Source organism: Allokutzneria albata (genome assembly GCF_900103775.1).
Classification (GTDB): domain Bacteria; phylum Actinomycetota; class Actinomycetes; order Mycobacteriales; family Pseudonocardiaceae; genus Allokutzneria; species Allokutzneria albata.
The window spans coordinates 4,886,011-4,908,150 of sequence record NZ_LT629701.1 but is presented as its reverse complement, the minus strand read 5'-3'; the positions used below and the strand labels follow the sequence as shown (position 1 = coordinate 4,908,150).

The 22,140-nt window shown below is 70.7% G+C and carries 15 protein-coding genes; 7 read left to right on the top strand and 8 right to left on the bottom strand.

All coding sequences use genetic code 11. The features are described 5' to 3' along the window. Nucleotides 1–35 precede the first annotated feature (35 nt). Nucleotides 36–2,375: a Tex family protein gene (locus BLT28_RS21980; RefSeq protein ID WP_030428865.1), complete on the bottom strand. Its 2,340-nt coding sequence runs from the start codon at nt 2,373–2,375 to the stop codon at nt 36–38. A 9-nt stretch (nt 2,376–2,384) separates the two neighbouring features. Beyond that, entirely contained in the window at nt 2,385–3,200 is an 816-nt protein-coding gene (locus tag BLT28_RS21975) for a putative RNA methyltransferase (RefSeq protein ID WP_030428866.1), read from the bottom strand. 122 nt (nt 3,201–3,322) lie between these two features. On the opposite strand from BLT28_RS21975, the gene BLT28_RS21970 reads away from it, so the two are divergent. Continuing rightward, nucleotides 3,323–3,931, top strand: a complete 609-nt coding sequence (locus BLT28_RS21970) for a UbiX family flavin prenyltransferase (RefSeq protein WP_030428867.1) — start codon at nt 3,323–3,325, stop codon at nt 3,929–3,931. 4 nt (nt 3,932–3,935) lie between these two features. Further along, nucleotides 3,936–5,549 (top strand): UbiD family decarboxylase, encoded by a 1,614-nt coding sequence (locus BLT28_RS21965; protein ID WP_052407166.1) that lies wholly within the window; start codon nt 3,936–3,938, stop codon nt 5,547–5,549. A 56-nt stretch (nt 5,550–5,605) separates the two neighbouring features. On the opposite strand, the gene BLT28_RS21960 is transcribed toward BLT28_RS21965, so the two are convergent. The 4 genes from BLT28_RS21960 to BLT28_RS21945 all read right to left on the bottom strand — a co-directional run bounded on the left by BLT28_RS21960 (nt 5,606) and on the right by BLT28_RS21945 (nt 10,125). Further along, nucleotides 5,606–6,136 carry a DUF305 domain-containing protein gene (locus tag BLT28_RS21960; protein WP_030428869.1) on the bottom strand — a complete coding sequence of 177 codons (531 nt, stop codon included), beginning with the start codon at nt 6,134–6,136 and terminating at the stop codon, nt 5,606–5,608. Between the two features lie 73 nt (nt 6,137–6,209). Next, the gene (locus BLT28_RS21955) at nt 6,210–6,566 is read right to left on the bottom strand and encodes a hypothetical protein (protein WP_156050780.1); all 357 of its coding nucleotides are present in this window, start codon (nt 6,564–6,566) and stop codon (nt 6,210–6,212) included. A gap of 26 nt (nt 6,567–6,592) precedes the next feature. After that, a complete protein-coding gene (locus tag BLT28_RS21950) occupies nt 6,593–8,191 on the bottom strand; it encodes a hypothetical protein (RefSeq protein ID WP_052407167.1) in 1,599 nt (532 codons plus the stop codon). Between the two features lie 254 nt (nt 8,192–8,445). Further along, nucleotides 8,446–10,125 carry a hypothetical protein gene (locus BLT28_RS21945; RefSeq protein ID WP_052407168.1) on the bottom strand — a complete coding sequence of 560 codons (1,680 nt, stop codon included), beginning with the start codon at nt 10,123–10,125 and terminating at the stop codon, nt 8,446–8,448. A gap of 131 nt (nt 10,126–10,256) precedes the next feature. Between BLT28_RS21945 and BLT28_RS41430 the strand changes: the two genes are divergently transcribed. Beyond that, nucleotides 10,257–13,955, top strand: coding sequence for an nSTAND1 domain-containing NTPase (locus BLT28_RS41430; protein WP_081900206.1), 3,699 nt, complete (start codon nt 10,257–10,259; stop codon nt 13,953–13,955). A gap of 4 nt (nt 13,956–13,959) precedes the next feature. On the opposite strand, the gene BLT28_RS21935 is transcribed toward BLT28_RS41430, so the two are convergent. After that, complete coding sequence (locus tag BLT28_RS21935; protein ID WP_030428874.1) at nt 13,960–14,859, bottom strand: SGNH/GDSL hydrolase family protein; 900 nt, start codon at nt 14,857–14,859, stop codon at nt 13,960–13,962. A gap of 306 nt (nt 14,860–15,165) precedes the next feature. Here BLT28_RS21935 and ctaD point away from each other — a divergent pair, with 306 nt between their 5' ends. From ctaD to BLT28_RS21920, 3 genes are all read left to right on the top strand, one after another. Next, entirely contained in the window at nt 15,166–16,935 is a 1,770-nt protein-coding gene (gene ctaD, locus BLT28_RS21930) for an aa3-type cytochrome oxidase subunit I (protein WP_030428875.1), read from the top strand. 89 nt (nt 16,936–17,024) lie between these two features. Then, nucleotides 17,025–18,299, top strand: coding sequence for a phosphoserine phosphatase SerB (serB, locus tag BLT28_RS21925; protein WP_052407196.1), 1,275 nt, complete (start codon nt 17,025–17,027; stop codon nt 18,297–18,299). Nucleotides 18,300–18,311: 12 nt separating this feature from the next. After that, nucleotides 18,312–19,100, top strand: a complete 789-nt coding sequence (locus tag BLT28_RS21920; RefSeq protein WP_156050782.1) for a peptidyl-tRNA hydrolase — start codon at nt 18,312–18,314, stop codon at nt 19,098–19,100. A 6-nt stretch (nt 19,101–19,106) separates the two neighbouring features. On the opposite strand, the gene BLT28_RS21915 is transcribed toward BLT28_RS21920, so the two are convergent. Further along, nucleotides 19,107–21,041: an ATP-dependent DNA helicase gene (locus BLT28_RS21915; protein WP_081900222.1), complete on the bottom strand. Its 1,935-nt coding sequence runs from the start codon at nt 21,039–21,041 to the stop codon at nt 19,107–19,109. A gap of 408 nt (nt 21,042–21,449) precedes the next feature. On the opposite strand from BLT28_RS21915, the gene BLT28_RS21910 reads away from it, so the two are divergent. Further along, complete coding sequence (locus BLT28_RS21910) at nt 21,450–22,109, top strand: hypothetical protein (RefSeq protein WP_156050784.1); 660 nt, start codon at nt 21,450–21,452, stop codon at nt 22,107–22,109. Nucleotides 22,110–22,140 lie beyond the last annotated feature (31 nt).

The window sequence follows — 22,140 nt, the reverse complement described above, 5'->3', positions numbered from 1 at the left end:
GGAAGCGCACCACCGCGCTTCCCCGGCGAGCGGACCTACTTGCCGAAGCCCGCGCGACGGAGCGCGTCGGCCATCGAGCCACCGGCGGGCGCGGGGGCGGCGGTGCGGGGCGATCCGCCACCGCGGCGGGGGCCTCCGCCGTTGCCGCCGCCGCGCGGGCCCTCGCGGCGCTGACCGCGCTGGTCGGGACCGGGGGTGTCCTGCAGCCGCAGCGTCAGCGAGATGCGCTTGCGGGGGATGTCCACGTCGAGGACCTTCACCCGGACGATATCGCCGGACTTGACCACGTCGTGCGGGTCCTTGACGAAGGTGTTGGACATCGCCGACACGTGCACGAGACCGTCCTGGTGCACGCCGATGTCCACGAACGCGCCGAACGCGGCCACGTTGGTGACCACGCCCTCCAGGGTCATGCCCGGCTTGAGGTCGGCCAGCTTCTCCACGCCGTCGGCGAAGGTCGCGGTCTTGAAGGCCGGACGCGGGTCGCGGCCCGGCTTGTCCAGCTCCTTGATGATGTCGGTGACCGTGGGCAGACCGAACGTGTCGTCCACGAACTTCCGCGGGTCCAGGGACTGCAGCACGCGGGTGTTGCCGATCAGCGCGGCCACCTCGCTGCCGGTGTTCTGCAGGATGCGGTGCACGACCGGGTAGGCCTCGGGGTGCACGCTGGAGGCGTCGAGCGGGTCGTCGCCGCCGCGGATGCGGAGGAAGCCCGCGCACTGCTCGAACGCCTTCGGGCCCAGGCGGGCCACGTCCTTGAGCGCCTTGCGGGAGCGGAACGGGCCGTTGGCGTCGCGGTGCGCGACGATGTTCTCCGCGAGGCCCTCACCGATGCCGGAGACCCGGGTCAACAGCGGCACCGACGCGGTGTTCACGTCGACGCCGACGCCGTTCACGCAGTCCTCGACCACCGCGTCCAGCGAGCGGGAGAGCTTCACCTCGGACAGGTCGTGCTGGTACTGGCCGACGCCGATGGACTTCGGGTCGATCTTGACCAGCTCGGCGAGCGGGTCCTGCAACCGGCGCGCGATGGAGACCGCGCCGCGCAGCGAGACGTCCATGCCGGGCAGCTCCTGCGAGGCGTAGGCCGACGCCGAGTACACCGACGCGCCCGCCTCCGACACCACGACCTTGGTCAGCTTGAGGTCGGGGCGGAGCTTGATCAGGTCACCGGCCAGCTTGTCGGTCTCCCGGGACGCGGTGCCGTTGCCGATCGCGACCAGCTCGACCTTGTGCTGCTCGGCCAGCTTCGCCAGCTTGACCAGCGACTGGTCCCACTGCTGCTGCGGCACGTGCGGGTAGATCACGTCGGTGGCGACGACCTTGCCGGTCGCGTCGACCACGGCGACCTTGACGCCGGTGCGGAAACCGGGGTCGAGGCCCATCGTCGCGCGGGAGCCCGCGGGCGCGGCCAGCAGCAGGTCGCGGAGGTTCGCCGCGAAAACGCGCACGGCCTCGTCCTCGGCGGCCTGGCGCAGGCGCAGCCGCAGGTCGATGCGCAGGTGCACGAGGATCTTGGTCCGCCAGGCCCAGCGCACCGTGTCGCCCAGCCACTTGTCGGCGGGGCGCCCCTTGTCGGCGATGCCGAAGCGCGCGGCGATGCGGGTCTCGTAGTCGCTGGGGCCGGTGGGGATCGCCGAGGCATCGCCCTCGGGCTCGGGGTCCAGGACGAGGTCGAGCACCTCCTCCTTCTCCCCGCGCAGCATCGCCAGCACCCGGTGCGACGGCAGCTTCGTCAGCGGCTCGGCGAAGTCGAAGTAGTCCGAGAACTTGGCACCGTCGGTCTCCTTGCCCTCGCGGACCTTCGAGGCCAGACGGCCGCGCGTCCACACCAGCTCGCGCAGCTCACCGATCAGGTCGGCGTCCTCGCCGAAGCGCTCGATCAGGATCGCGCGGGCCCCGTCCAGTGCCGCCTGCGCGTCGGCGACGCCCTTGTCCGCGTCCACGAAGACCGCGGCGGCGGCCTTGGGGTCGGTGTCCGGGTTGTCCAGCAGGCCGTCCGCAAGCGGTTCGAGCCCGGCCTCGCGCGCGATCTGCGCCTTGGTGCGCCGCTTCGGCTTGTACGGCAGGTAGATGTCCTCGAGGCGGGCCTTGGAGTCCGCGGCCAGGATCTGCGCACGCAGCGCGTCGTCGAGCTTGCCCTGCGAGTCGATGGACTCCAGCACCGCCCTCCGCCGTTCCTCCAGCTCCCGCAGGTAGCCGAGGCGCTCCTCCAGCGTGCGCAGCTGCGCGTCGTCGAGCTCCCCGGTGACCTCCTTGCGGTACCGGGCGATGAACGGCACGGTCGAGCCGCCGTCGAGCAGCTCGACCGCCGCGATCACCTGCCGCTCGCGAACCCCGAGCTCATCGGCGATTTTCTGAGGAATGGACAGCATGGGGATCCTTCACTTGGGCTTCGGGCGGTAGCGGGTCAGCGACACCGACACGGTGGTCTTGAAGTCCTCGGGCAGAGTGATCGTCTTGGCCGACCACGCGCTCGGCCCCATGCCCACGAGCTGGGCCAGCGCGTCGCGGCCCGGCGCGAGGGAGTACTCGACGGACTCCCGGCCGAGCGGGGTGAAGTACGGGTCCAGCGCCTGGTGCAGCCGCTCGTCCTTGCGCTCGTCCACCGTCAGCAGGTCCAGCTCGCGCACCAGGGAGCCGAGGTGGGCCGAAGTGGGGGTGACCACCACCAGTTCGCCGTCCGGGTGGAGGACCCGGCGCAGTTCGGGGCCGTTGCGCGGGGCGAAGACGTTGAGCACCAGGGCCGCCGCACCGTCGTTGACCGGCAGCTCGCGCCAGGCGTCGGCGACGACGGCTCCGATCCGGGCGTGCGCCTTGGCGGCGCGCCGTGCCGCGAACTTGGACAGGTCGAGCACGATGCCGTCGCGGTCCGGCAGGACGTCGAGCACCGCGCGGAGGTAGTGGCCCGTACCGCCGCCGATGTCGAGCACGCACCCCGGCGGCAGCGGCGCTCGTGCCGCTTTCGCGAGCGCGTCGGAGATCGGGGCGTAGTGGCCCGCGCCGAGGAAGGCGTCCCGCGCCGCGACCATCTCGGCCGTGTCGACGCGGTAGGAGTGACCGCCCGCGAGCAGGCTCAGATAGCCCTGCTTGGCGATGTCGAAGCTGTGTCCGCCAGCGCAGGACACGGTGTTCCCAGCCGCCGCGAGTGGCGCTCCGCAATGCGGACACCGCAGGTGTTCCAGGAGTTCGCTGCGCATGACGCGGCGAAGTATATGCGCCGCCCTCGCCCGCGCCCGTGCCGGGAAACGTTCGACCCCTTCCGAAAAGATGTGCGGATCTATACCATGCAGTCGCATTGTAAAAAACCGCGGAGGCCATGATGCGCCTGGTAGTGGGGATGACCGGAGCCACCGGTGCCGAGCTCGGCATCCGCGTGCTGCTCGGGCTGCGGGAGCTGGGCGTCGAGACGCACCTGGTGCTGAGCAAGTGGGCCCGCGCCACGATCGAGCTGGAGACCAGCTGGTCCGTGCGCGAGGTGCGCGAGCTGGCGACCGCCGTGCACTCGGCCGACGACCAGGCGGCGCCGATCTCCAGCGGCTCGTTCCGCACCGACGGGATGGTGGTGGTCCCCTGCACCACCAAGACCCTGGCCACCATCCGGCACGGCACCGGCGAGGGGCTGGTCAGCCGCGCGGCGGACGTGGTGCTCAAGGAGCGCCGCCGCCTGGTGCTCGTGGTCCGCGAGACCCCGCTGAGCACGATCCACCTGGAGAACATGCTCGGCGTGACCCAGGCGGGGGCGACGGTGTTCCCACCGGTTCCGGCGTTCTACAACGCCCCGCACAGCCTCGACGACGTCATCGACCACACGGTGGCCCGGATCCTCGACCAGTTCGGGCTCGACCTCCCGAACGCGGCGCGCTGGACCGGTACGGCCGACGCGAAGGCGCAGCGGCTGCTCACCAACGGCTTCTCGTACAAGGAGTAGGGCCATGTCTGGCAACGGGATCTCCCGCAGAGGGCTGCTCTGGCGCGGCGGCCTGCTCGCAGCGGGCTCGGTCGGCGCGAGCCTGGCCGGGATCACCGCGCAGAGCGCCGCCGCGGCGCCGCCGAAGTGGGACCCGCGCGCGGCCGACGCCAAGCGGCGCCTCGGCAGCCTGCGCGAGTACCTGGACGCGCTGAACGCGCTCGGGGACCTCCGGGAGATCAACCGCGAGGTGGACACCCACCTGGAGATCGGCGCGATCACCCGGCGCACCACCGAGATCAGCGGTCCCGCCGTGCTCTTCAACCGGATCAAGGGCCACCGCAGGGGTTTCCGGGTCCTCGGAGCACCCGCCGCGCTCAGCTCGTTGCCCAGCGCGCGCTACGCCAGGGTGGCGCTGTCGCTGGGCTTCCGGCCGGAGACCCACCCGCTGGCCATGGTGGAGGCGCTGGCAAGGGCGCACGACCTCAAGCCGATCGAGCCCGTGACGGTCCACAGTGGACCCTGTCAGCAGAACGTGCTGCTCGGTGCGGAGGCCGACCTCACCAAGATCCCGGTTCCGTTGCTGCACGACGGTGACGGCGGCCCGTACCTGAACACCTGGGGAACCTTCGTCGTCGGCACCCCGGACGGCAAGTGGGTCAACTGGTCGATCAGCCGCGCGATGCTGGTGGACGGCAAGCGGTTCGCGCCCCTGGTCGTGCCGTTCTTCCAGCACCTCGGCGTGATCGCGGCGCAGTGGGCCGAGCAGGGCAAGCAGGCGCCGTTCGCCCTGGTGCAGGGCGCGGAACCGGGCATCCCGTTCGCCTCGGCGATGTCGCTGCCGGACGGCGTGAGCGAGGCGTCCTTCCTCGGCGGCTACTACGGCAAGCCCGTGGAACTGGTGCGCTGCAAGACGGTCGACCTGCGGGTGCCGTCGACCGCGGAGATCGTCATCGAGGGGCACATCGACTTCGAGAAGACGGTGCCCGAGGGCCCGATGGGCGAGGCACCCGGCTACATGAGCGTGCACGTGCGGCAGATGCCGACCTGCACCGTCACCGCGATCACCCACCGGGACAACGCGATCCTGCCCGTGGTGACGGCGGGCAAGGCGGTCGACGAGGACCACACCGCGGTCGGTGTGCCCGCATCGGCGATCATCCTGAACGCCTTGCGCAAGAACGGGATCCCGGCGACGAACGCCTGGATGGTTCCCGAGAGCGCCCTGCACGTGCTCGCGGTGACCGTGCCGCAGGACTGGCCGAAGCGCACCGGCATCGCGTCCTCGCGCGAGCTGACCAAACGCATCGCGGAGATCATCTGCGACACCCGTGTGGTCATCTGGCTCTCCCAGGTGATGGTCCTCGACGACGACCTGGACGTGACCGACCATCGGGACCTGATGTGGGGCTTCGCCACCAGGACGCACCCGGTGAAGGACCAGGTGGTGATCCCGCAGCGGTCGTTCAACGCGCTGATGGTCTGCTACGGCAAGGAGGAGCAGGAGACCTATCTCGCGCCGCTGCTCGCGTTCGACTCGTTGCTGCCGCAGGGCTCGGAACGCCCGCGCAGCACCGCTTTCGAGGCCAACTACCCGGCCGAACTGCGCAAGAAGATCCTGGACAACTGGGTCGACTAGAAGCCGGCCGCGGCGGACGGTAGCCCGTCACCGCCCGCCGCGGCACTCCTACCGGCTCAGCGCTCCGCGAGCAGCGCCGTCATCTCGTCGATCTCCTTCTGCTGCGAGTCGGTGATCGACTGGGCGAGCTTCTTCGCCTCCGCGTCGGAGCCCTTGGCCAGCTCCGTACGCGCCATCTCCAGCGCGCCCTTGTGGTGCTCGATCATCATCCGCAGCCACATCTTGTCGAAGCCGATGCCCTTGGCCGCCTTCAGGTCGGCCATCTGCTGCGGCATCATCATCCCCGCCATGCCGTGCCCGGAGTGTCCGGAGTGGTCCGAGGGCTCCGGAGCACCCCAGCGCTTGAGCCAGCCGGTCATCGTGTCGATCTCCGGCTGCTGCGCGGCGCGAACCCGTTCGCCGAGCGAGCGCAGCTTCGGGTTGTCGCTGCGCTGGGGGATCAGGTCGGCCATCTCCACGGCCTGGCGGTGGTGCGGCACCATGCCCGTGGCGAAGTCCACGTCCGCCTGGTTGTGCGTCGGTGCGGCCTGACCGCAGGCGGCGAGGGTGAACGCGGCCAGGGCGGCCACGAGAATCCTGAGCTTCATCTGTTCTCTTTCGAGGAGTCGTGACGGTGGGCCGGGTCCGGGGCGTGCCGGGACACGCGCTCCGGCTAACCGATCACAACCGCAGTACGCACAACTCCGCGAGCGTCAGCCGAAGCGGCGGCGCGCGCCCGGTCAGGCGGCGCAGCCACCGCAGCACCGAGGGGCGGGGGAGCACGACCGGCTCCCGCCGGACGAGCGCGACCAGGGCGAGCGCGCCGAGCCCGGCGACCACCACGATCAGCCCGGCGCACATGTGCGTCACCGGGTCCGCGGGCCCGTGGTCGTCGCCGTGCTGGGGCGAATGCTGGTGCTGGGCAACAGAGACGGCGTGCGGGATCTGGTGCATCGCGAGCACGCCCGAGCTGAGCCCGGCCACGAGCAGCCCGAGCAGCACTCCCCGCAGGAGCCTGCTCGTGGGCGCTCGACGCATACCGCCGAGGGTATACGCCTCCCCCGTCAGCCTCCGCAGAACAGGCGCTCCGCGGCCACCGGGTCGGCAGGCACCCGCAACGCGGTCCTGCTGAAGGAGCCGAGGAAGTTGTCCACGAAACGCTCCCACGTCATCGGGGCGCGCACGGACTCCTGGAGCTCGGCGAGTGCTCCGCAGGACAGCGCCCGCCGTGCCGCCTCGTTCTCCTTGGTCGGCATGCCGTAGTCAGCGGTGATCCACACCCGCGGCAGCTTCTTCTCGTGCCCGACCCGGCCACCGCGGTCGGTCAGCTCCAGGTGCGCGGCCAGTGGGTAGGACAGGCCGATCGGGTCCACCACGGTCTCGTCCAGCGTGGTGAGCGCGCCCGCGGTGCCCAGCACCGGCCAGACGAGCGCGACCCGTTCCGTGCGGCGAGGGGACAGCGGTTCCATCCGCGGCTTCTCCAGCGCGAACACCAGCTGCCCCTGGGCGGTCCGGACCCAGCCTCGCTTCTCCTCCTGTGCCTCGACGTAGTCGCGCTTCGAGATCGGGTTGGCGACGTGGTTGGCGTGCACGTAGTGACTGCGCTCGTCCGCGACGCCCATCGGGCCGAAGAAAGGCGCGTAGATGGGGCGCAGCAGCCCGGCGGCGAGCAGCGCCCAGCCGATGAGCGCCGCGTTCGCCCACTTCATCAGCTCCGGGTTGGCCGGTCGGGGCATGCAGAAGAACGGCAGCATGAGCAGCAGGAGGCCGGGCAGGAGCATGCGGCCGTGCATGAAGTCGCCGCCGACCTTGATGACGTAGAGCATCGACAGGGCGCCCGCGATGACCGGCGCGAACACGAGGATGCGGTCGCCGCGGTTGAAGTGCCGCCGCAGGCCGACCCAGAGCACGATGCCGACCGGGATCAGCGCCCCGTAGGTCAGGAACAGGTCGAAGAAGTAGGAGAAGCCGCGCAGCCAGTGCGAGCCGGACGCTTCCTTGCTGATCGCGGGAAGCGGCACGAGCACGCCGTAGTAGCCCATGCGGAAGACCTGGTAGGCCACCGGCAGCGCGCCCGCGACGGCGAGCATCCCGACCGTGGTCTTCCGGGAAGGCCGGTGCAGCAGCCACAGCGCGATCAGGAACACGATCGACACCAGTGCCAGGTCCGGCCGCACCAGCGGGCCGAGGCCGAGCACGAACGCGATCCCGGAGAGGCTCATCCGGGAGCTGTCCCGCGAGTGCACCAGCATCCACCAGCCACCGGCGATCCACGCGAAGGCGAGTCCCGTTTCGAGGCCGGAGGTGGCGAAGTCCCACATCGGCGACAGCGCGAGCAGGATCACCACCCCGACCGGGACCGGGGCGCCGCCGTGCAGCCGCTGCGCGCCGGTCACCCCCAACGCGAACGCCGCGCCGGTGAAGGCGAGGCCGAGGTAGACGGCGAGCTGCGGCAGGCTGTCCGGCAGCACGAAACCGACCACGGTGAGTAACCACTGCCAGAGGGTCCCGGTGGAGGTCTCGGCCCGCTCACCGACGTTGTAGACCGGTCCGTTGCCCGCCAGGATCTGCTCGACCGCACGCACGTAGATCAGGCCGTCGTCGGAAATCCAGCGCCTGGCGTATCCCGCGACCAGGATGACCGCGACGGCGGCCACCGCCACGCCGGTATTCCAGCGCCGAGAAGAACTCTCCGTAGTCGTTTCGTTATATGCAGTGGTGACGCCGAAGGTTGCTTTTGGATTCCCGATATTGCCGAACGGGGTAACTGTCACGTATTTCACTCCATACCGTGCCGCTACCCCGTTCGGGGTGCCCCTCATTTATAGAGCGGTGCGCGTTGTCCGGGTACGCCGGGGTCCCTGGACAGTCACGTTCGGACAGCCCCGAACAGTTGCGAAAGCGGAAATTCCCTGCGTCAGCGGCAGAAGCGGCGCTCGGCCTCAACCGGATTCTCGGGTATGCGCAAGGACGTTCGCGCGAAGGCGCCCAGGACGTTGTCCACGAATCGGCCCCAGGTGAGCGGGGCGCGGACGGACGCCTGCAGCTCGGCCAGCTCGCCGCAGGCCAGTGCCCGCCGGGCGGCCGCGTTCTCCTCCGTCGGCGCGCCGTAGTCCGCGGTGATCCACGTGTGCGACAGCACCTTCTCGTGCCCCGCGCGCTGCCGCGGCTGCGGTTCCAGGTGCGCGGCCAGCGGATAGGACAGGCCCAGCGGGTCGATCACTTGCTCGTCCAGCGGCGTCGTCGCGCCCGCGGTACCGAGGACCGACCAGACGACCCCGACACGGTTGGTCCGCTCGGCGGAGAGCGGGAAGCTCAGGTCGCGACCGATCACCACCAGTTCGCGGTCCGCGCCCGCGATCCGCGCTGCCTCGGCGTGGGCCTCCGCGAGGAACGGCGTGACGCTGTCGGGGTTCGGCGCTCCGACCTTCGCGACGTAGAACGCCCGTTCGTCCATGATGCCCGACTCGGGGACGCCCGGTGAGAGCAACGGTCGCGGACTGAGCACGGAGAAGGCCGCCGTCGCCGCCAGGACCAGGCTCAACGCGGCGCGCGAAGGTCGCCTGGCCGGCTTGGGCAGGCAGAAGAACGGCAGCATGACCAACAGGAGGCCGGGCAGGAGCATGCGGCCGTGCATGAAGTCGCCGCCGATCTTGACGACGTAGAGCCAGGAGAGCACGCCCGCGGTCACCGGAGCGAACACGAGGACGCGATCCGCCCTGCTCACGCCGTGGCGCAGCCCGAAAACGAGCACGACTGCGACCGGCACCCACAGCCAGTAGGTGGCGAAGAGGTCGGCGAAGTAGAGCACGCCGCGGGACCAGTACGAGGTGCCCGCCTCCTTGCTGATCGCGGGTAGCGGCACCAGCACGCCGTAGTAGCCCATCCGGAAGACCTGGTAGGCGACCGGCAGCGCGCCCGCCGCGGCCAGCAGCCCGAACGTCGTGGCTGCTCGGGGGCGGTGCAGCAACCCCATCGCGATCAGGAACACGATCGACACCAGTGCCAGGTCCGGCCGCACCAGCGGGCCGAGCCCGAGCACGAACGCGAGCCAGAACAGGCCGCCGCGGCCGTCCCGGGTCCGCACCAGCATCCACCAGCTCCCGGCGATCCAGGCGAAGGCGAGCCCGGTTTCGAGGCCGGAGGTGGCGAAGTCCCACATCGGCGGAGTGGCCAGGACCACCACGACGCCCGCGGGGACCGTCCAGGAACCGCGCAGCCGCTGCGCCCCGAGCACGCCGAACGCGATCGCGGCCGAGGTCAGTGCCAGCCCCAGGTACACGGCGGCGGTCGACACGTGGTCGACCGCGCCGAGCACCCCGGCGAGCGCGAGCAGCCACTGCCACAGCGTCCCGGTGGAGGTCTCGGCCCGCTCACCGACGTTGTAGACCGGCCCGTTGCCCGCCAGGATCTGCTCGACCGCGCGGGTGTAGATCAGCCCGTCATCGGCGATCCAGCGCCTGCTGAACCCGGCGACCGCGATGACCGCGACGGCGCCGACGACGACCGCGGCATTCCACCGGCGGTCGCGCGTCCCGGCACCACCGTGCTTTCCGGTGGCAGCCGCGCCGCTGGGCGCGATTGACGAAATTGTCACGATTCTCTCCTGATTTTCCGCCCCGTGCGGGCTCCTTTCCGGTGTAGGTGGCGAGGCGTTGTCCGGCCCGGGTTCAGTAAGGTGGACAAACAACAGCGGACAACATCAGTCCCGGTCAGGAGGGTGTACGAGTGCCAAGGCCCGAGCGACCACTTGCCGAGGACGACAGCGCCGTCGCCCGGTTCGCCGCCGCGCTTCGCGAATTGCGGGAAAGCGCGGGCAGTCCCGGATATCGAGAGCTGGCGAAGCGCGCGCACTACTCGGTCACGACGTTGTCCGAGGCGGCGGGTGGGCGAAAACTGCCCAGCCTCGCCGTGGCGCTCGCCTACGCCGAGGCTTGTGGCGGTGATCGGGCGGAGTGGGAACGGCGCTGGCGCGAGGCCGAGGCGGAGTCGCTCGGCGACGCGGTGGAACCAGGCAAGGACTCGCCGTACCGGGGCCTCGCCGCGTTCCGCGAACAAGACGCCGAGTTGTTCTTTGGCCGTGAAGAGCTGGTCGCGGACCTGCTGGACCGCCTGGGCCGGGACCGGTTCCTGGTGGTGGCTGGCGCGTCGGGGGCGGGCAAGTCCTCACTGCTGCGAGCCGGGGTCGCGCACCGGGTCGCCACCGAGGGGCTGGCCGGGCGCACGGACTGGCGCGCCGTCGTGCTCGTTCCCGGGACGAAGCCGCTCACCACGTGGACCGAGCGGCTGGCCGACGCCATCGGCGACGTGCCCGGCGATGTGGACGCGCGGGCGGCGCTGAGCGAGGAGCCGACCGCGCTGCCCAGGCTCGTCGAGCTGGCCGACGTCTCGCTGTTGGTGGTCATCGACCAGTTCGAGGAGACGTTCGCGGCGGAGGTCGCCGAGGAGGAGCGCGCCGCCTTCCTCGCCGCGGTGCTCGCGGCCCGCCACACGAGGCGCCTGCGCGTGGTGCTGGGCGTGCGCGCGGACTACCTCGGGCACTGCTCCAGGCACCCCGGGCTGGTCGACGCGATGCGTGACCGGCACGTCCTGGTCGGGCCGATGACCGTCCCCGAATTGCGCACGGCGATCACCGAGCCTGCCGCGCGCACAGGCTGCACCGTGGAGACCGCGCTGCTGGCCACCCTGGTCGCGGAGGCCGCGAACGAGCAGGGCGGGCTGCCGCTGGTCTCGCACGCCCTCCTGGAGACCTGGCGCAGGCGCAGGGGGCGTGTGCTCACGCTCAGCGGCTACGAGGCGGCGGGTGGCATCCGCGACGCCGTCGTGCGCACAGCGGAAGCGGTCTACGCGCGGCTGAGCGAGGACGAAGCGGTCACGGCTCGCGCACTGTTCCTCCGACTCGTCGACGCGAGCGAAGGGATCCTGCGCAGGCGTGTGGCGAGCGCGGAACTGGATCGCGAGAACCCGCTCAACGCGGGCGTGCTGGACGCGTTCGCCGCCGCGCGGTTGCTCACGGTCGACGAAGGTGCTGTCGAGATCGCGCACGAGGCGCTGATCAGTTCATGGCCCCGGTTGACCGGCTGGATCGCCGAGGACCGCGAAGGACATCGCGTCCACCAGCGGCTGGCTGTCGCCGCTGCCGACTGGAACGAGCTGGGTCGCGACCCCAGTGCGCTCTACCGGGGCACCAGGCTCGCCGTCGCCCGCGAGTGGGCGGCCGGGGACAAGGTCGTCCTCTCCTCCAGTGAGAAGGACTTCCTCGACGCTTCCAACACCACCGAACAGGCCGAACTCGGTCTCCAAGCACGCAGGACGCGACAACTCCGCCAGTTGGTGGCCGGGCTCGCCATCGCACTGGTGGTGGCCGTGGTCGCCGGGCTGATCGTGCTCAAACAGCGGCAGGACGCGATCGACCTGCAACAGCTCGCGCTGTCCCGCCAGCTCGCCGCCGAGGCGAACGCGGTGGCGGCCCGCGATCCCCTCGCCGCGATGCGCAAGGCCCTGGACGCGCACGCCACGGCCCGGACCGAGGAAGCGCGCAGCGTCTTGCTCAGCCTTGCCTCGTACCAAGCCAACCACGGCCTGATCCCGCGAGACATGAGGAACGAGCCGGCCGGAGCCTTCAGCCCGGACGGTTCCCTGTTCGCCATCGCTGATGGCTACGGGGTGGCGGTATGGGACACGCGAACGTTGGCGAAGCGCCTCACCTTGGTGGTGGAGGGCCAGCTCCTGGACGTGAACGCCGTCGCGTTCAGCCGTGACGGAGCGCGCGTCATCGCCGTCGATGCCGAGGGAAGGGCAGTCACCTGGGCCGTGGGCAGTGGGGCGCTCGTCGCCAACGTCACCGGGCCGATCACGGGAAAGCCCCTGCTCCTCAGCTCCGGCGGTGACCTGATGATCACCAGGGGCAAGGACGCGGCCGGGGTCGCGGTGTGGCGCGTGGACGGGCGCCAGCTGCTGCACACGCTGCTGCAGGACGTCTCGGCCGACCACGTCCACGTGGCGTTCTCCAGGGACGGTCAGGCGTTGTTCACCGCGGATCACACCGGACGTGCGGCGAAGTGGGACGCGCGCACGGGCGGGAAGCTCGCGGAGGTCAAGCTGGACAAGGGGCCGCTGTTCGGCATCGAGCCCGCTGAGGACGGCGTCGGCGTCGCAGTGGGCGCCAAGGACGGACAGCTGCTGCACTGGGACGTCCGCAGTGGACAAGTGCGGTCGGCCGGCACCCCGATGCGCGGCGGCATCGGCCACCTGGCGTTCTTCTCGGGCGGCGGGATGCTGGCCACCAGCGGTGACAACGGCACTGTCGCCCTGTGGCGCACCGACGACCTGCGGGAGCTGGTCAGGATGCCGCTCCCGCGGGATTCGGGGATCTGGCGGATCTTCTCCGGATCCGGGGGAGTCATCGGCGTGGTCGTCCACGACTCGGTGGTGTTCCTCCGCGCGGACCGGCTCCCCCTGCTCGGCCAGGACAGGCTGGGCGAGGCCTCGCTCGGGGTTCGAGCGGACGGCACGGTGCTCTCCGCCGGGAATGAGCGGCTGCTCACCTGGTCTCCTGGCCGGCCGGTGGACCCGAGCCGAGTCGAGTTCGCCGAGCCCGCCCGGCTGACGCCGGCACAGCAGTCGGCCTTCGCCCTGGTCATCAGCAGCCTCCAACCACTGCTCAGCCCGGACCAGCGCGTGGTGGTCGTGCCCGCGGGGAACAAGATCTCGCTGGTCGACCCGGCGACCGGGCGAGCGGTCGGCTCGCTGTCGGCGCCGACGAGCACGGGCTTCCGCCGCGTCGCGGTCAGCGCGGACGGCAGCAGGCTGGCCGCCGCGCACGACGACTCGGTCACCGTGTGGGACCTCGCCGACCGGCGAGTCGTCACCACCGTCCCCGGTGCCACCTTCACCTTCGCGCTGAGCCCCGACGGCAGGCGGCTCGCGTGGAACGCCGAGGACGGGCTCAAACTGGCCAACGTCGACGGGACACCGGTGCCGAGGCAGCTGAACGACCACGACACCAAGGGCGGCGGCGCGATCTGGTTCTCCCAGGACGGCACCGCACTCGCCCACTCGGAGCACAACGCGGTGACGTTGTGGGACACCACGACGGGCGCTTCCAGGGGACGGGTGGCGGCAGGGCGGAGCCTGACCGACTCCCTCGCGTTCTCCCCGGATGGCCGACTCGTCGCAACCGGGCACAGCACGGGCGAGGTGCTGGTGTCGGAGGTCGCGAGCGGTCGGCTCATCACCAGCCTGCGTGGGCACCGAAACACCGTCGACGCGCTCGCGTGGCGGCCCGATAGCGCGGCGCTGGCCACCGGGGGCTGGGACGGCGAGGTCATCGTGTGGGAGCTGCGGCCGGAACGCGCCGTGACGACCCTGTGCCGGTTCCTCGGCGAGGCCGGGCGGGCCGACCTGCCGAGGAGCTGCGCGAAATGAGTCGTCAGTCCTTGGCCAGGACCGCCTTGTGCACGAGGTCCGCGACGGCCTTCATGCCCGCCGCGTTGGGGTGGGCGGGTGCGGTGGGTGAGCTGGGGATGACGCCCTCGATCCACCGGACGTCCGGAGCCTGGCAGGCGTCGCGGCCCTCGCTGGCCTTGTAGACGTCCACGAACGGCACGCCGTTGGCGGCGGCCTGCGCGGCGAGCGTGGTGTTCAGCTTCCGCTGGAGCCCGTCCAGGTACTCGACGTCGCCGAAAGCGATCGGCACGGTCGGGAAGCAGCCGATGGACGGCGGGACCAGGCGCGGGTAGCCGACCATGACCACCTTCGCCTTGGGCGCGCGCCGCTTCAACTCCGCGAGCACCTCCCTGACCTTGGGCGCGGCGGTCTCGATGCGCTTGGCGATCTGCTCGACACCGTCCACGGTGTGCTTCTTCCTGCACGGGGTCCCGAGCGGGTCGCCGAAGCTGGCCAGCGCGCAGTCGATCGCCAGCTGCATGAAGCCGATGTTGATGCCGCCGGTGGTGATCGTCACCAGGTCCGTGTCCGGGGTGAGCCGGTCGAACTGCGGCGGGTTGTCGATGTCCCACGACGGCTCGTCCTGCCGCGTGGTCATGTGGTGGGTGAAAGCGCCGATGCAGCTGGCGTCGGCGAAGTCCTGCACCCCGAGCTTGGTGGCCAGCACGGTCGGGTAGTTGCCGGTGGTGCGCAGGCAGCCGCGCGACTCCGGGCGCGGGTGCGGGATGTAGGCCCCGGAGACGAAGGAGTCCCCGAGCGAGACGTAGCGCTGGAAAGGCCCCGCCTTGGCGGGCTTCGCTGTCGCCGTTGTCGTGGCCGCGGCGAGTGCGGCGATCACGAGTGGCAGCGCGAGCAGGCGGCGGAACGCGGCGGGGAATGCCATGGAGGAGCCCTCAGGTGAAGGAGCGGCGGCTGGGATGGCTCCGGATGCTGATCCAGTGCGGCCGAACGGGTCAATCGTCGATAGGAGTCTCGATAGCGTTCGTCGCCGAGCGGCGCCCGCCGCCCGCCGCCAGTCCCGCCCCGCCGCGCACCCTCCGACGGGCGCCGGTTGTGACCTGGCCGACGTCGCCCGCCCTGCGAGCGGCCCAACCGCGCCGCTCCCGGGCGCGCGGTCTACGATCCCCTCGGATGTCCGGGCAGGCTACGTATGCCGGGCGTCGAGGCGAAGTACAGCTCAGGAGGCATCGTGACGGCCGTAGCCCCCCAGCCGATCGCCACGCGTCCTTATCCGACGCGTGACTCGGTCAAGGGTTCGTTCCTGCTGCGGATGTTCAGCACGACGGATCACAAGCAAATCGGGATCATGTACATCGTCACGGCGATGGCGTTCTTCCTGGTCGGCGGCGTCATGGCGATGCTGATGCGGACCGAGCTCGCCGTGCCTGGCATGCAGGTGCTCTCGCAGGAGCAGTACAACCAGCTGTTCACCATGCACGGCACGGTTATGCTGCTGCTGTACGCGACGCCGATCGTCTTCGGCTTCGCCAACTTCATCATGCCGCTGCAGATCGGCTCGCCCGACGTGGCGTTCCCGCGCCTCAACGCCTTCTCGTACTGGCTCTACCTCTTCGGTGGCCTCATCGTGATGGCGGGCTTCATCACCCCCGGTGGCGCCGCCGACTTCGGCTGGTTCGCCTACACCCCGCTGTCGGACGCGATCCACTCGCCCGGTGTCGGCGCGGACCTGTGGATCTCCGGTCTGGTGGTCGGTGGTCTGGGCACCATCCTCGGCGCGGTCAACATGATCACTACGGTGATCTGCCTGCGCGCGCCGGGCATGACCATGTACCGGATGCCGATCTTCACCTGGAACATCCTGATCACCAGCCTCCTGGTGCTCATCGCGTTCCCGATCCTGACCGCCGCGCTGCTCGGTCTGCTGGCCGACCGCCACCTGGGCGCGCACGTGTTCGACCCGGCCAACGGCGGCGTGATCCTCTGGCAGCACCTGTTCTGGTTCTTCGGCCACCCCGAGGTCTACATCGTGGCGCTGCCGTTCTTCGGCATCGTCTCCGAGATCTTCCCGGTGTTCAGCCGCAAGCCGATCTTCGGCTACAAGGGCCTCGTCTGGGCGACCCTGGGCATCGCGGCGCTGTCCGTCGCGGTCTGGGCGCACCACATGTACGCGACCGGCGCCGTGCTGCTGCCGTTCTTCGCCTTCATGACCTTCCTCATCGCCGTCCCGACCGGGGTGAAGTTCTTCAACTGGATCGGCACGATGTGGAAGGGGCAGCTCACGTTCGAGACGCCCATGCTCTTCAGCATCGGCTTCATCGTGACGTTCCTCTTCGGTGGCCTTTCCGGCGTCCTGCTGGCCGCCCCGGCGATCGACTTCCACGTCTCGGACAGCTACTTCGTGGTGGCGCACTTCCACTACGTGCTCTACGGCACCATCGCCTTCGCCACCTTCGCGGGCATCTACTTCTGGTTCCCGAAGATGACCGGCCGGATGATGGACGAGCCGCTGGGCAAGCTGCACTTCTGGACCACGTTCATCGGCTTCCACCTGACGTTCCTGGTGCAGCACTGGCTGGGCAACGAGGGCATGCCGCGCCGGTACGCGGACTACATCCCGACCGACGGGTTCACCACGCTGAACATGATCTCCACCATCGGCGCCTACATCCTCGGCGCGTCGATGCTGCCGTTCCTGTGGAACGCCTTCAAGAGCTACCGCTACGGCGAGGTCGTGACCGTGGACGACCCGTGGGGCTACGGCAACTCCCTGGAGTGGGCCACGTCCTGCCCGCCGCCCCGGCACAACTTCACCGAGCTGCCCCGGATCCGCTCCGAGCGCCCGGCGTTCGAGCTGCACTACCCGCACATGGTGGAGCGGTTCCGCGCCGAGGCGCACATCGGCGGCAGGCACGGCAAGCAGCACGCCGCCCCGTCCGAGGTGGCGGCCGCCGCGGTGCAGCCGGATGATGAGACCAAGGGCGACCCCAAGGCCAAGTAGGCAGTACCCGCAGTAGCGCTCGACGACGAGCCCCTGGGCAGTGATGCCTGGGGGCTCGTTCGCGTTCTCCCAGGCAGATGCCCCCAGTGATGCCCCCGAGTGATGCCCGCAGTGGCGAGGAGTTGGACACCGTGACCGGCCCGAACGCGACCCCCGTGCTGATGACCGTGACCGGCCCGGACAAGCCGGGCGTGACCTCCGTCCTGTTCGCCGCCCTGACCAGGCACGGCGTCGAGGTGCTCGACGTCGAGCAGGTGGTGATCCGCGGCAAGCTGGTGCTCGGTGTCCTGGTCTCCACCGATCACGACCCTGAGGGACTGCACGAGATGGTCGAGCAGGCCATGGCCACTGTGGGGATGCACGTCGACGTCGAGGTCGGCGCGGCCGTGCCCACCGCACAGCTGGGCTCCACCCACCACCTGATCGTCATGGGCCGCCCGGTGACCGCGCGCGCCTTCACCGAGGTCTCCCGCAAGCTCGCCGCGTTGGAGACCAACATCGACTCGATCCGCCGCGTCGCCGACTACCCGGTCACCGGCCTCGAGCTGTCGGTGACCACGGCGGACCAGACGCCGCAGGGCGACGCCGAGCTGCGCGCCGCCATGGTCGAGCTCTCCGCCCGCATCGGCGTGGACATCGCCGTCGAGCAGTCCGGGCTGTCCCGCAGGGCCAAGCGCCTGGTGGTCTTCGACGTGGACTCCACCCTGATCCAGGGTGAGGTGATCGAGATGCTGGCGGCGAAGGCTGGCCACGAGGACGAGGTCCGCGAGATCACCGAGGCCGCCATGCGCGGCGAGCTGGACTTCGGCCAGTCGCTGGAGCGGCGCGTGGCGCTGCTGAAGGGCCTGCCGGAGAAGGCTCTCGACGAGGTGGCCGACGCCCTGGAGCTGACCCCCGGCGCGCGGACCACGGTGCGCACGCTCAAGCGGCTCGGCTTCCGCTGCGGTGTGGTCTCCGGCGGTTTCACCCAGGTCGTGCTCCGTCTCGCCGAGGACCTGGACCTGGACTTCTGCGCGGCCAACGACCTCGAGGTGGTCGACGGTGTGCTGACCGGGCGGGTCATCGGCGAGGTCGTCGACCGCGCGGGCAAGGCCGAGGCGCTGCGCCGCTTCGCCGGCGAGTACGAGATCCCGCTCGCGCAGTGCGTCGCGGTCGGCGACGGCGCCAACGACATCGACATGCTCTCCACGGCGGGCCTCGGGGTGGCCTTCAACGCCAAGCCCGCGCTGCGCAAGGTGGCCGACACCGCGCTCTCGCTGCCCTTCCTGGACGCGGTGCTGTTCGTGCTCGGCGTGACCCGGGCCGAGGTGGAGGCCGCGGACGCGGCGGACGGCCTGCCCGCCGACCGCATCGAGATCGGGTGATTGACTAGCCGCGTGCTGGCCACCGCCTCGATCCTGGACCCGCTCGCCGACCGCTACGTCTCCTGGCTGCGCCTCCCTTCGGCCTCCACTGTGGACACTTCCGACGAGGTGCCGGAGCTGGTGCGGGCGATGCCCATGGTGCTGCGCATCGAGAAGGCCGACCCGCCGCCGAGGAACGCCCTGCTCGCGGCGGCGGCCTCGTCGGCGATCGCGGTCTGCCTGGACCCGCTGGCCGCGCCCGGGCAGCCGTGGCACGACGAGGTCCACGCGTGGATGTGCGGTCGCATCCGCAAGGTGTCCCGCCGCGCCAGGGGAGCGCACTGGACCGCTGTGCAGGACATGGCGGGCATCACGGTGGCGCACGGCGGTGCGGAGGTGCGCTCGCTGGTGCCCGGCCTGGTCGTGGAGACCCCGCGGGTGCTGGGCCGCCTCCAGATCTCCGGCAGCGAACTCCCGGAGGACGAGCAGCCGCTCGCGCCACCGGCGGACGTCCCGGTGCTGTGGCTCAACCCGGACGCGGCGATGACCGTGGGCAAGGCGGCGGCTCAGGTCGGCCACGCCACCATGTTGCTGGCCGCGCTCCTGCACGCCGATGGGCGCGATGCCGACCTCGCGGACTGGGCCGATGCCGGGTTCCCGTGCGCCGTCCGGAAGGCCGATCAGGCCCGCTGGCGCGACCTGCACCCCGGCGACGACCCGGGCTTGGCCTGGAAGACGAAGCGCGTGGTTGCCGTCCGCGACGCGGGCTTCACCGAGGTCGACCCCGGCACGATCACCGTGGTCACCCAGTGGCCCGCCTGACCCCGCTCAGGTGTTGATGCGCTCCAGGGCGCTGCGCACCACGGCGGGGTCGGTCGTCGTCCAGAAGGGCGGCAGCGACGCGCGGAGGAAGCTGCCGTAGCGGGCGGTCATCAGCCGCGGGTCCAGGACCGCGATCACGCCCTTGTCGTCGTTGGACCGCAGCAGCCTGCCCGCGCCCTGTGCCAGAAGGAGCGCCGCGTGTGTACCCGCCACGGTCATGAAGCCGTTGCCGCCGCGCGCCGAGACCGCCTTCTGCCGCGCCGACGCCAGCGGGTCGTCGGGGCGCGGGAACGGGATGCGGTCCATCACCACGAGCTGCAGTGACGGACCCGGAACGTCCACCCCCTGCCACAGCGACAGCGTGCCGAACAAGCAGGTCTCGACGTCCTCGGCGAACTTCTTCACCAGCTGCCCGGTGGCGTCGTCGCCCTGGCAGAGGATCGGCTGCTCGATCCGCTTCCGCAGCTCCTCCGATGCCTGCTTCGCGGCCCGCATCGAGGAGAACAGGCCGAGCGTGCGCCCGCCCGCCGCCTGGACCAGCTCGGCCAGCTCGGTCAGGTACTCCTCCGGAAGGCCGTCACGGCCCGGCTGCGGCAGGTGTCGCGCGATGTAGAGGATGCCGCTGCGCTGGTGCTCGAACGGCGAACCGACGTCGATCCCGGTCCAGCGCGGAACGCTCGCGTCCGACGGCACCTCCTTCTCGGTCGCGGCGCCCTCCGCCCGGGTCGCCGTCGAGGACGGCGGCAGTCCCCACTGCCTGCCCAGGGTGTCGAACGAGCCGCCGAGCGCGAGCGTCGCGGAAGTGAGCACGACCGAGCGCGGCCCGAACAGCTTCTCCCGCAGCAGGCCGCCCACGGACAGCGGAGCGACGTGCAGCGAGGGCGGGCGGACGCGTTCCCAGTCGCTGGACAGCCACACCACGTCGCGCCGCTCGGCCTCGGGCGCCTCGAACGCGCCGAGCAGCCGGTAGGCGGTGTCGTGCACCTCGTCGAGCGAGGCGAGCGCGATCTTGCGCTTGGCGGTGCCGTCCAGGTCTTCCTTGCGCTCGGGCCCGAGCGCGGAGATGCAGGCGTGCGCGGCGTCGCGCACCGCGGCCAGTGCCCCGGCCAGCGGCTTCGGCAGCGACTCCAGCCGCCCGGACGCCACGTCGTCCATGATCAGCGCGAGCCCGTCGGCCGCCTCCGCGAGCCGGTCGGCCACGTCCTGGTCTATCAGCCTGCCGACCCGCCGGGCCGCGGTGCCGACCATGCCGGAGGTGAGCTCGTTGGTGGCCACCGAGGTCACGCGGTCCACCAGGTCGTGCGCCTCGTCGATGATCACCACGTCGTGCTCGGGCAGCACCTTGTAGCCCTCGAGGGCGTCGATGGCCAGCAGCGCGTGGTTGGTGACCACGACATCGGCCTTGCCCGCCTCACCCCGTGCGCGTTCGGCGAAGCAGTCCACGCCGACGGGGCACTTGTTCACGCCGAGGCATTCCTTGGCGGTGACCGACACCTGCCGCCAGGCCTGGTCGGTCACGCCGGGCACGAGCTCGTCGCGGTCCCCGGTCTCGGTCTCCGAGGACCACTCGTGCAGCCGCTTCACCTGGCGGCCCATGGCCGAGATCGCGAACTGGTCGAACAGCGCGTTGTCCTCGGGCTCGTCGTCGATCTCCCCGTGGATCTTGTGCATGCACAGGTAGTTGCGGCGGCCCTTGAGGATCGCGAAGCGCGGTTCCCGGCCCAGCAGCGGCTTGAGCGTCTTGGCCAGCCGGGGCAGGTCGCGGTCCACCAGCTGGCGCTGCAGCGCGATGGTCGCCGTGGACACCACCACGGTGGCCTCCGCGGCCACGGCGTGCCGCAGCGCGGGCACGAGGTAGGCCAGCGACTTGCCGGTGCCGGTGCCCGCCTGCACGGCGAGGTGCTCCCCGGTGTCGATGGTGTGCGCGACCGCCTCCGCCATCGTCAGCTGCCCTGGTCGCTCGGTCCCGCCGACGGCTTCCACGGCCGCGGCGAGCAGGGCGCGCACGTCCGGGATCTCGTGCGACTTTCGCGTGGCGGTCAGGGTGCTGGGGGAGGCAGGGGACACGGCAGAAGACGGTACCTGCCGCCCCCGACAGCTCGTGCGGCACGCGCGGTCGCGGTGGCCGTCCCGTCCCCGCGTCAGGTGATCACCGGTCGCTCTCCGTCGCGGCGGCCGGGGGTCGTCGCCCGGACGGGGTGGATGGCTTGCCCGAACGAGTGGCAGCCCGTCAATCGTGTACAGCGTTAGGCCGTTCGGCCGATGATCCGAGCGAGAACGCGTCCGTCCTCAGTGGATGTCCCGGTGGACGGGCCGTCGCAGTTCATGGCGCGGAAGAAGGTAACCACGATGAGCACCAGGTCAGGTTTGCGTCGGATCGCCGTCATCGGCGCCGTGCTGGCCACCACCGCGGCGGTCGGCTCGCCCGCCTACGCGGCAGCCGAGATCCAGGACGGCTCGGCCAACGTCGGCAAGGTCAACGTCACCAGCGGCGAGACCACGACCAGCAGCGGCGACCTCGCGCTCTGCGACGTCGACCCGGAGACCCCGACGCCGGACAAGGCCACCGCCCAGGCGAAGACGTACGGCACCATCGCCAAGTTCGGCAAGGGCACCACGGAGTGCAAGAAGGTCGGCGAGGACAACGTCGTCAAGATGAGCGGCACCAAGTTCGAGCTGACCGCGCTGAAGCAGTACGGCTACACCAAGATCACCCGGGTCGGCACCTACTCCGCGGAGTGCACCTCGACCCCGAACGGCACCAGCGGCAAGTTCTCCCTCGGCGGCGTGAGCGGCCTGGAGATCCCCAACCCGATGCCCGCCGGGCACATGATCCCGCTGAAGAACAACAAGGGTGAGCTGCTCGCCCGCGTGTTCTTCAACGAGGTCACCAAGGACCAGGGCGCCATCCGCCTCAACGTGATGCGCGTGGCGTTCCCGCCCGCCGGGGTGACCCCGTTGCGCGGCAGCATCATCGTGGGCAGCGTGGAGTGCCGCCCCAGCTTCTGAGCCGGCTTCGAGGACGAGCGGGAACCCCGGT

What these genes read in the sequence shown, in the direction of transcription:
- BLT28_RS21980 (WP_030428865.1), bottom strand. Translation starts at nt 2,375, where the DNA reads ATGCTGTCCATTCCTCAGAAAATCGCCGATGAGCTCGGGGTTCGCGAG.
- BLT28_RS21975 (WP_030428866.1), bottom strand. Translation starts at nt 3,200, where the DNA reads ATGCGCAGCGAACTCCTGGAACACCTGCGGTGTCCGCATTGCGGAGCG.
- BLT28_RS21970 (WP_030428867.1), top strand. Translation starts at nt 3,323, where the DNA reads ATGCGCCTGGTAGTGGGGATGACCGGAGCCACCGGTGCCGAGCTCGGC.
- BLT28_RS21965 (WP_052407166.1), top strand. Translation starts at nt 3,936, where the DNA reads ATGTCTGGCAACGGGATCTCCCGCAGAGGGCTGCTCTGGCGCGGCGGC.
- BLT28_RS21960 (WP_030428869.1), bottom strand. Translation starts at nt 6,136, where the DNA reads ATGAAGCTCAGGATTCTCGTGGCCGCCCTGGCCGCGTTCACCCTCGCC.
- BLT28_RS21955 (WP_156050780.1), bottom strand. Translation starts at nt 6,566, where the DNA reads ATGCGTCGAGCGCCCACGAGCAGGCTCCTGCGGGGAGTGCTGCTCGGG.
- BLT28_RS21935 (WP_030428874.1), bottom strand. Translation starts at nt 14,859, where the DNA reads ATGGCATTCCCCGCCGCGTTCCGCCGCCTGCTCGCGCTGCCACTCGTG.
- serB (WP_052407196.1), top strand. Translation starts at nt 17,025, where the DNA reads ATGCCCCCGAGTGATGCCCGCAGTGGCGAGGAGTTGGACACCGTGACC.
- BLT28_RS21915 (WP_081900222.1), bottom strand. Translation starts at nt 21,041, where the DNA reads ATGGCGGAGGCGGTCGCGCACACCATCGACACCGGGGAGCACCTCGCC.
- BLT28_RS21910 (WP_156050784.1), top strand. Translation starts at nt 21,450, where the DNA reads ATGAGCACCAGGTCAGGTTTGCGTCGGATCGCCGTCATCGGCGCCGTG.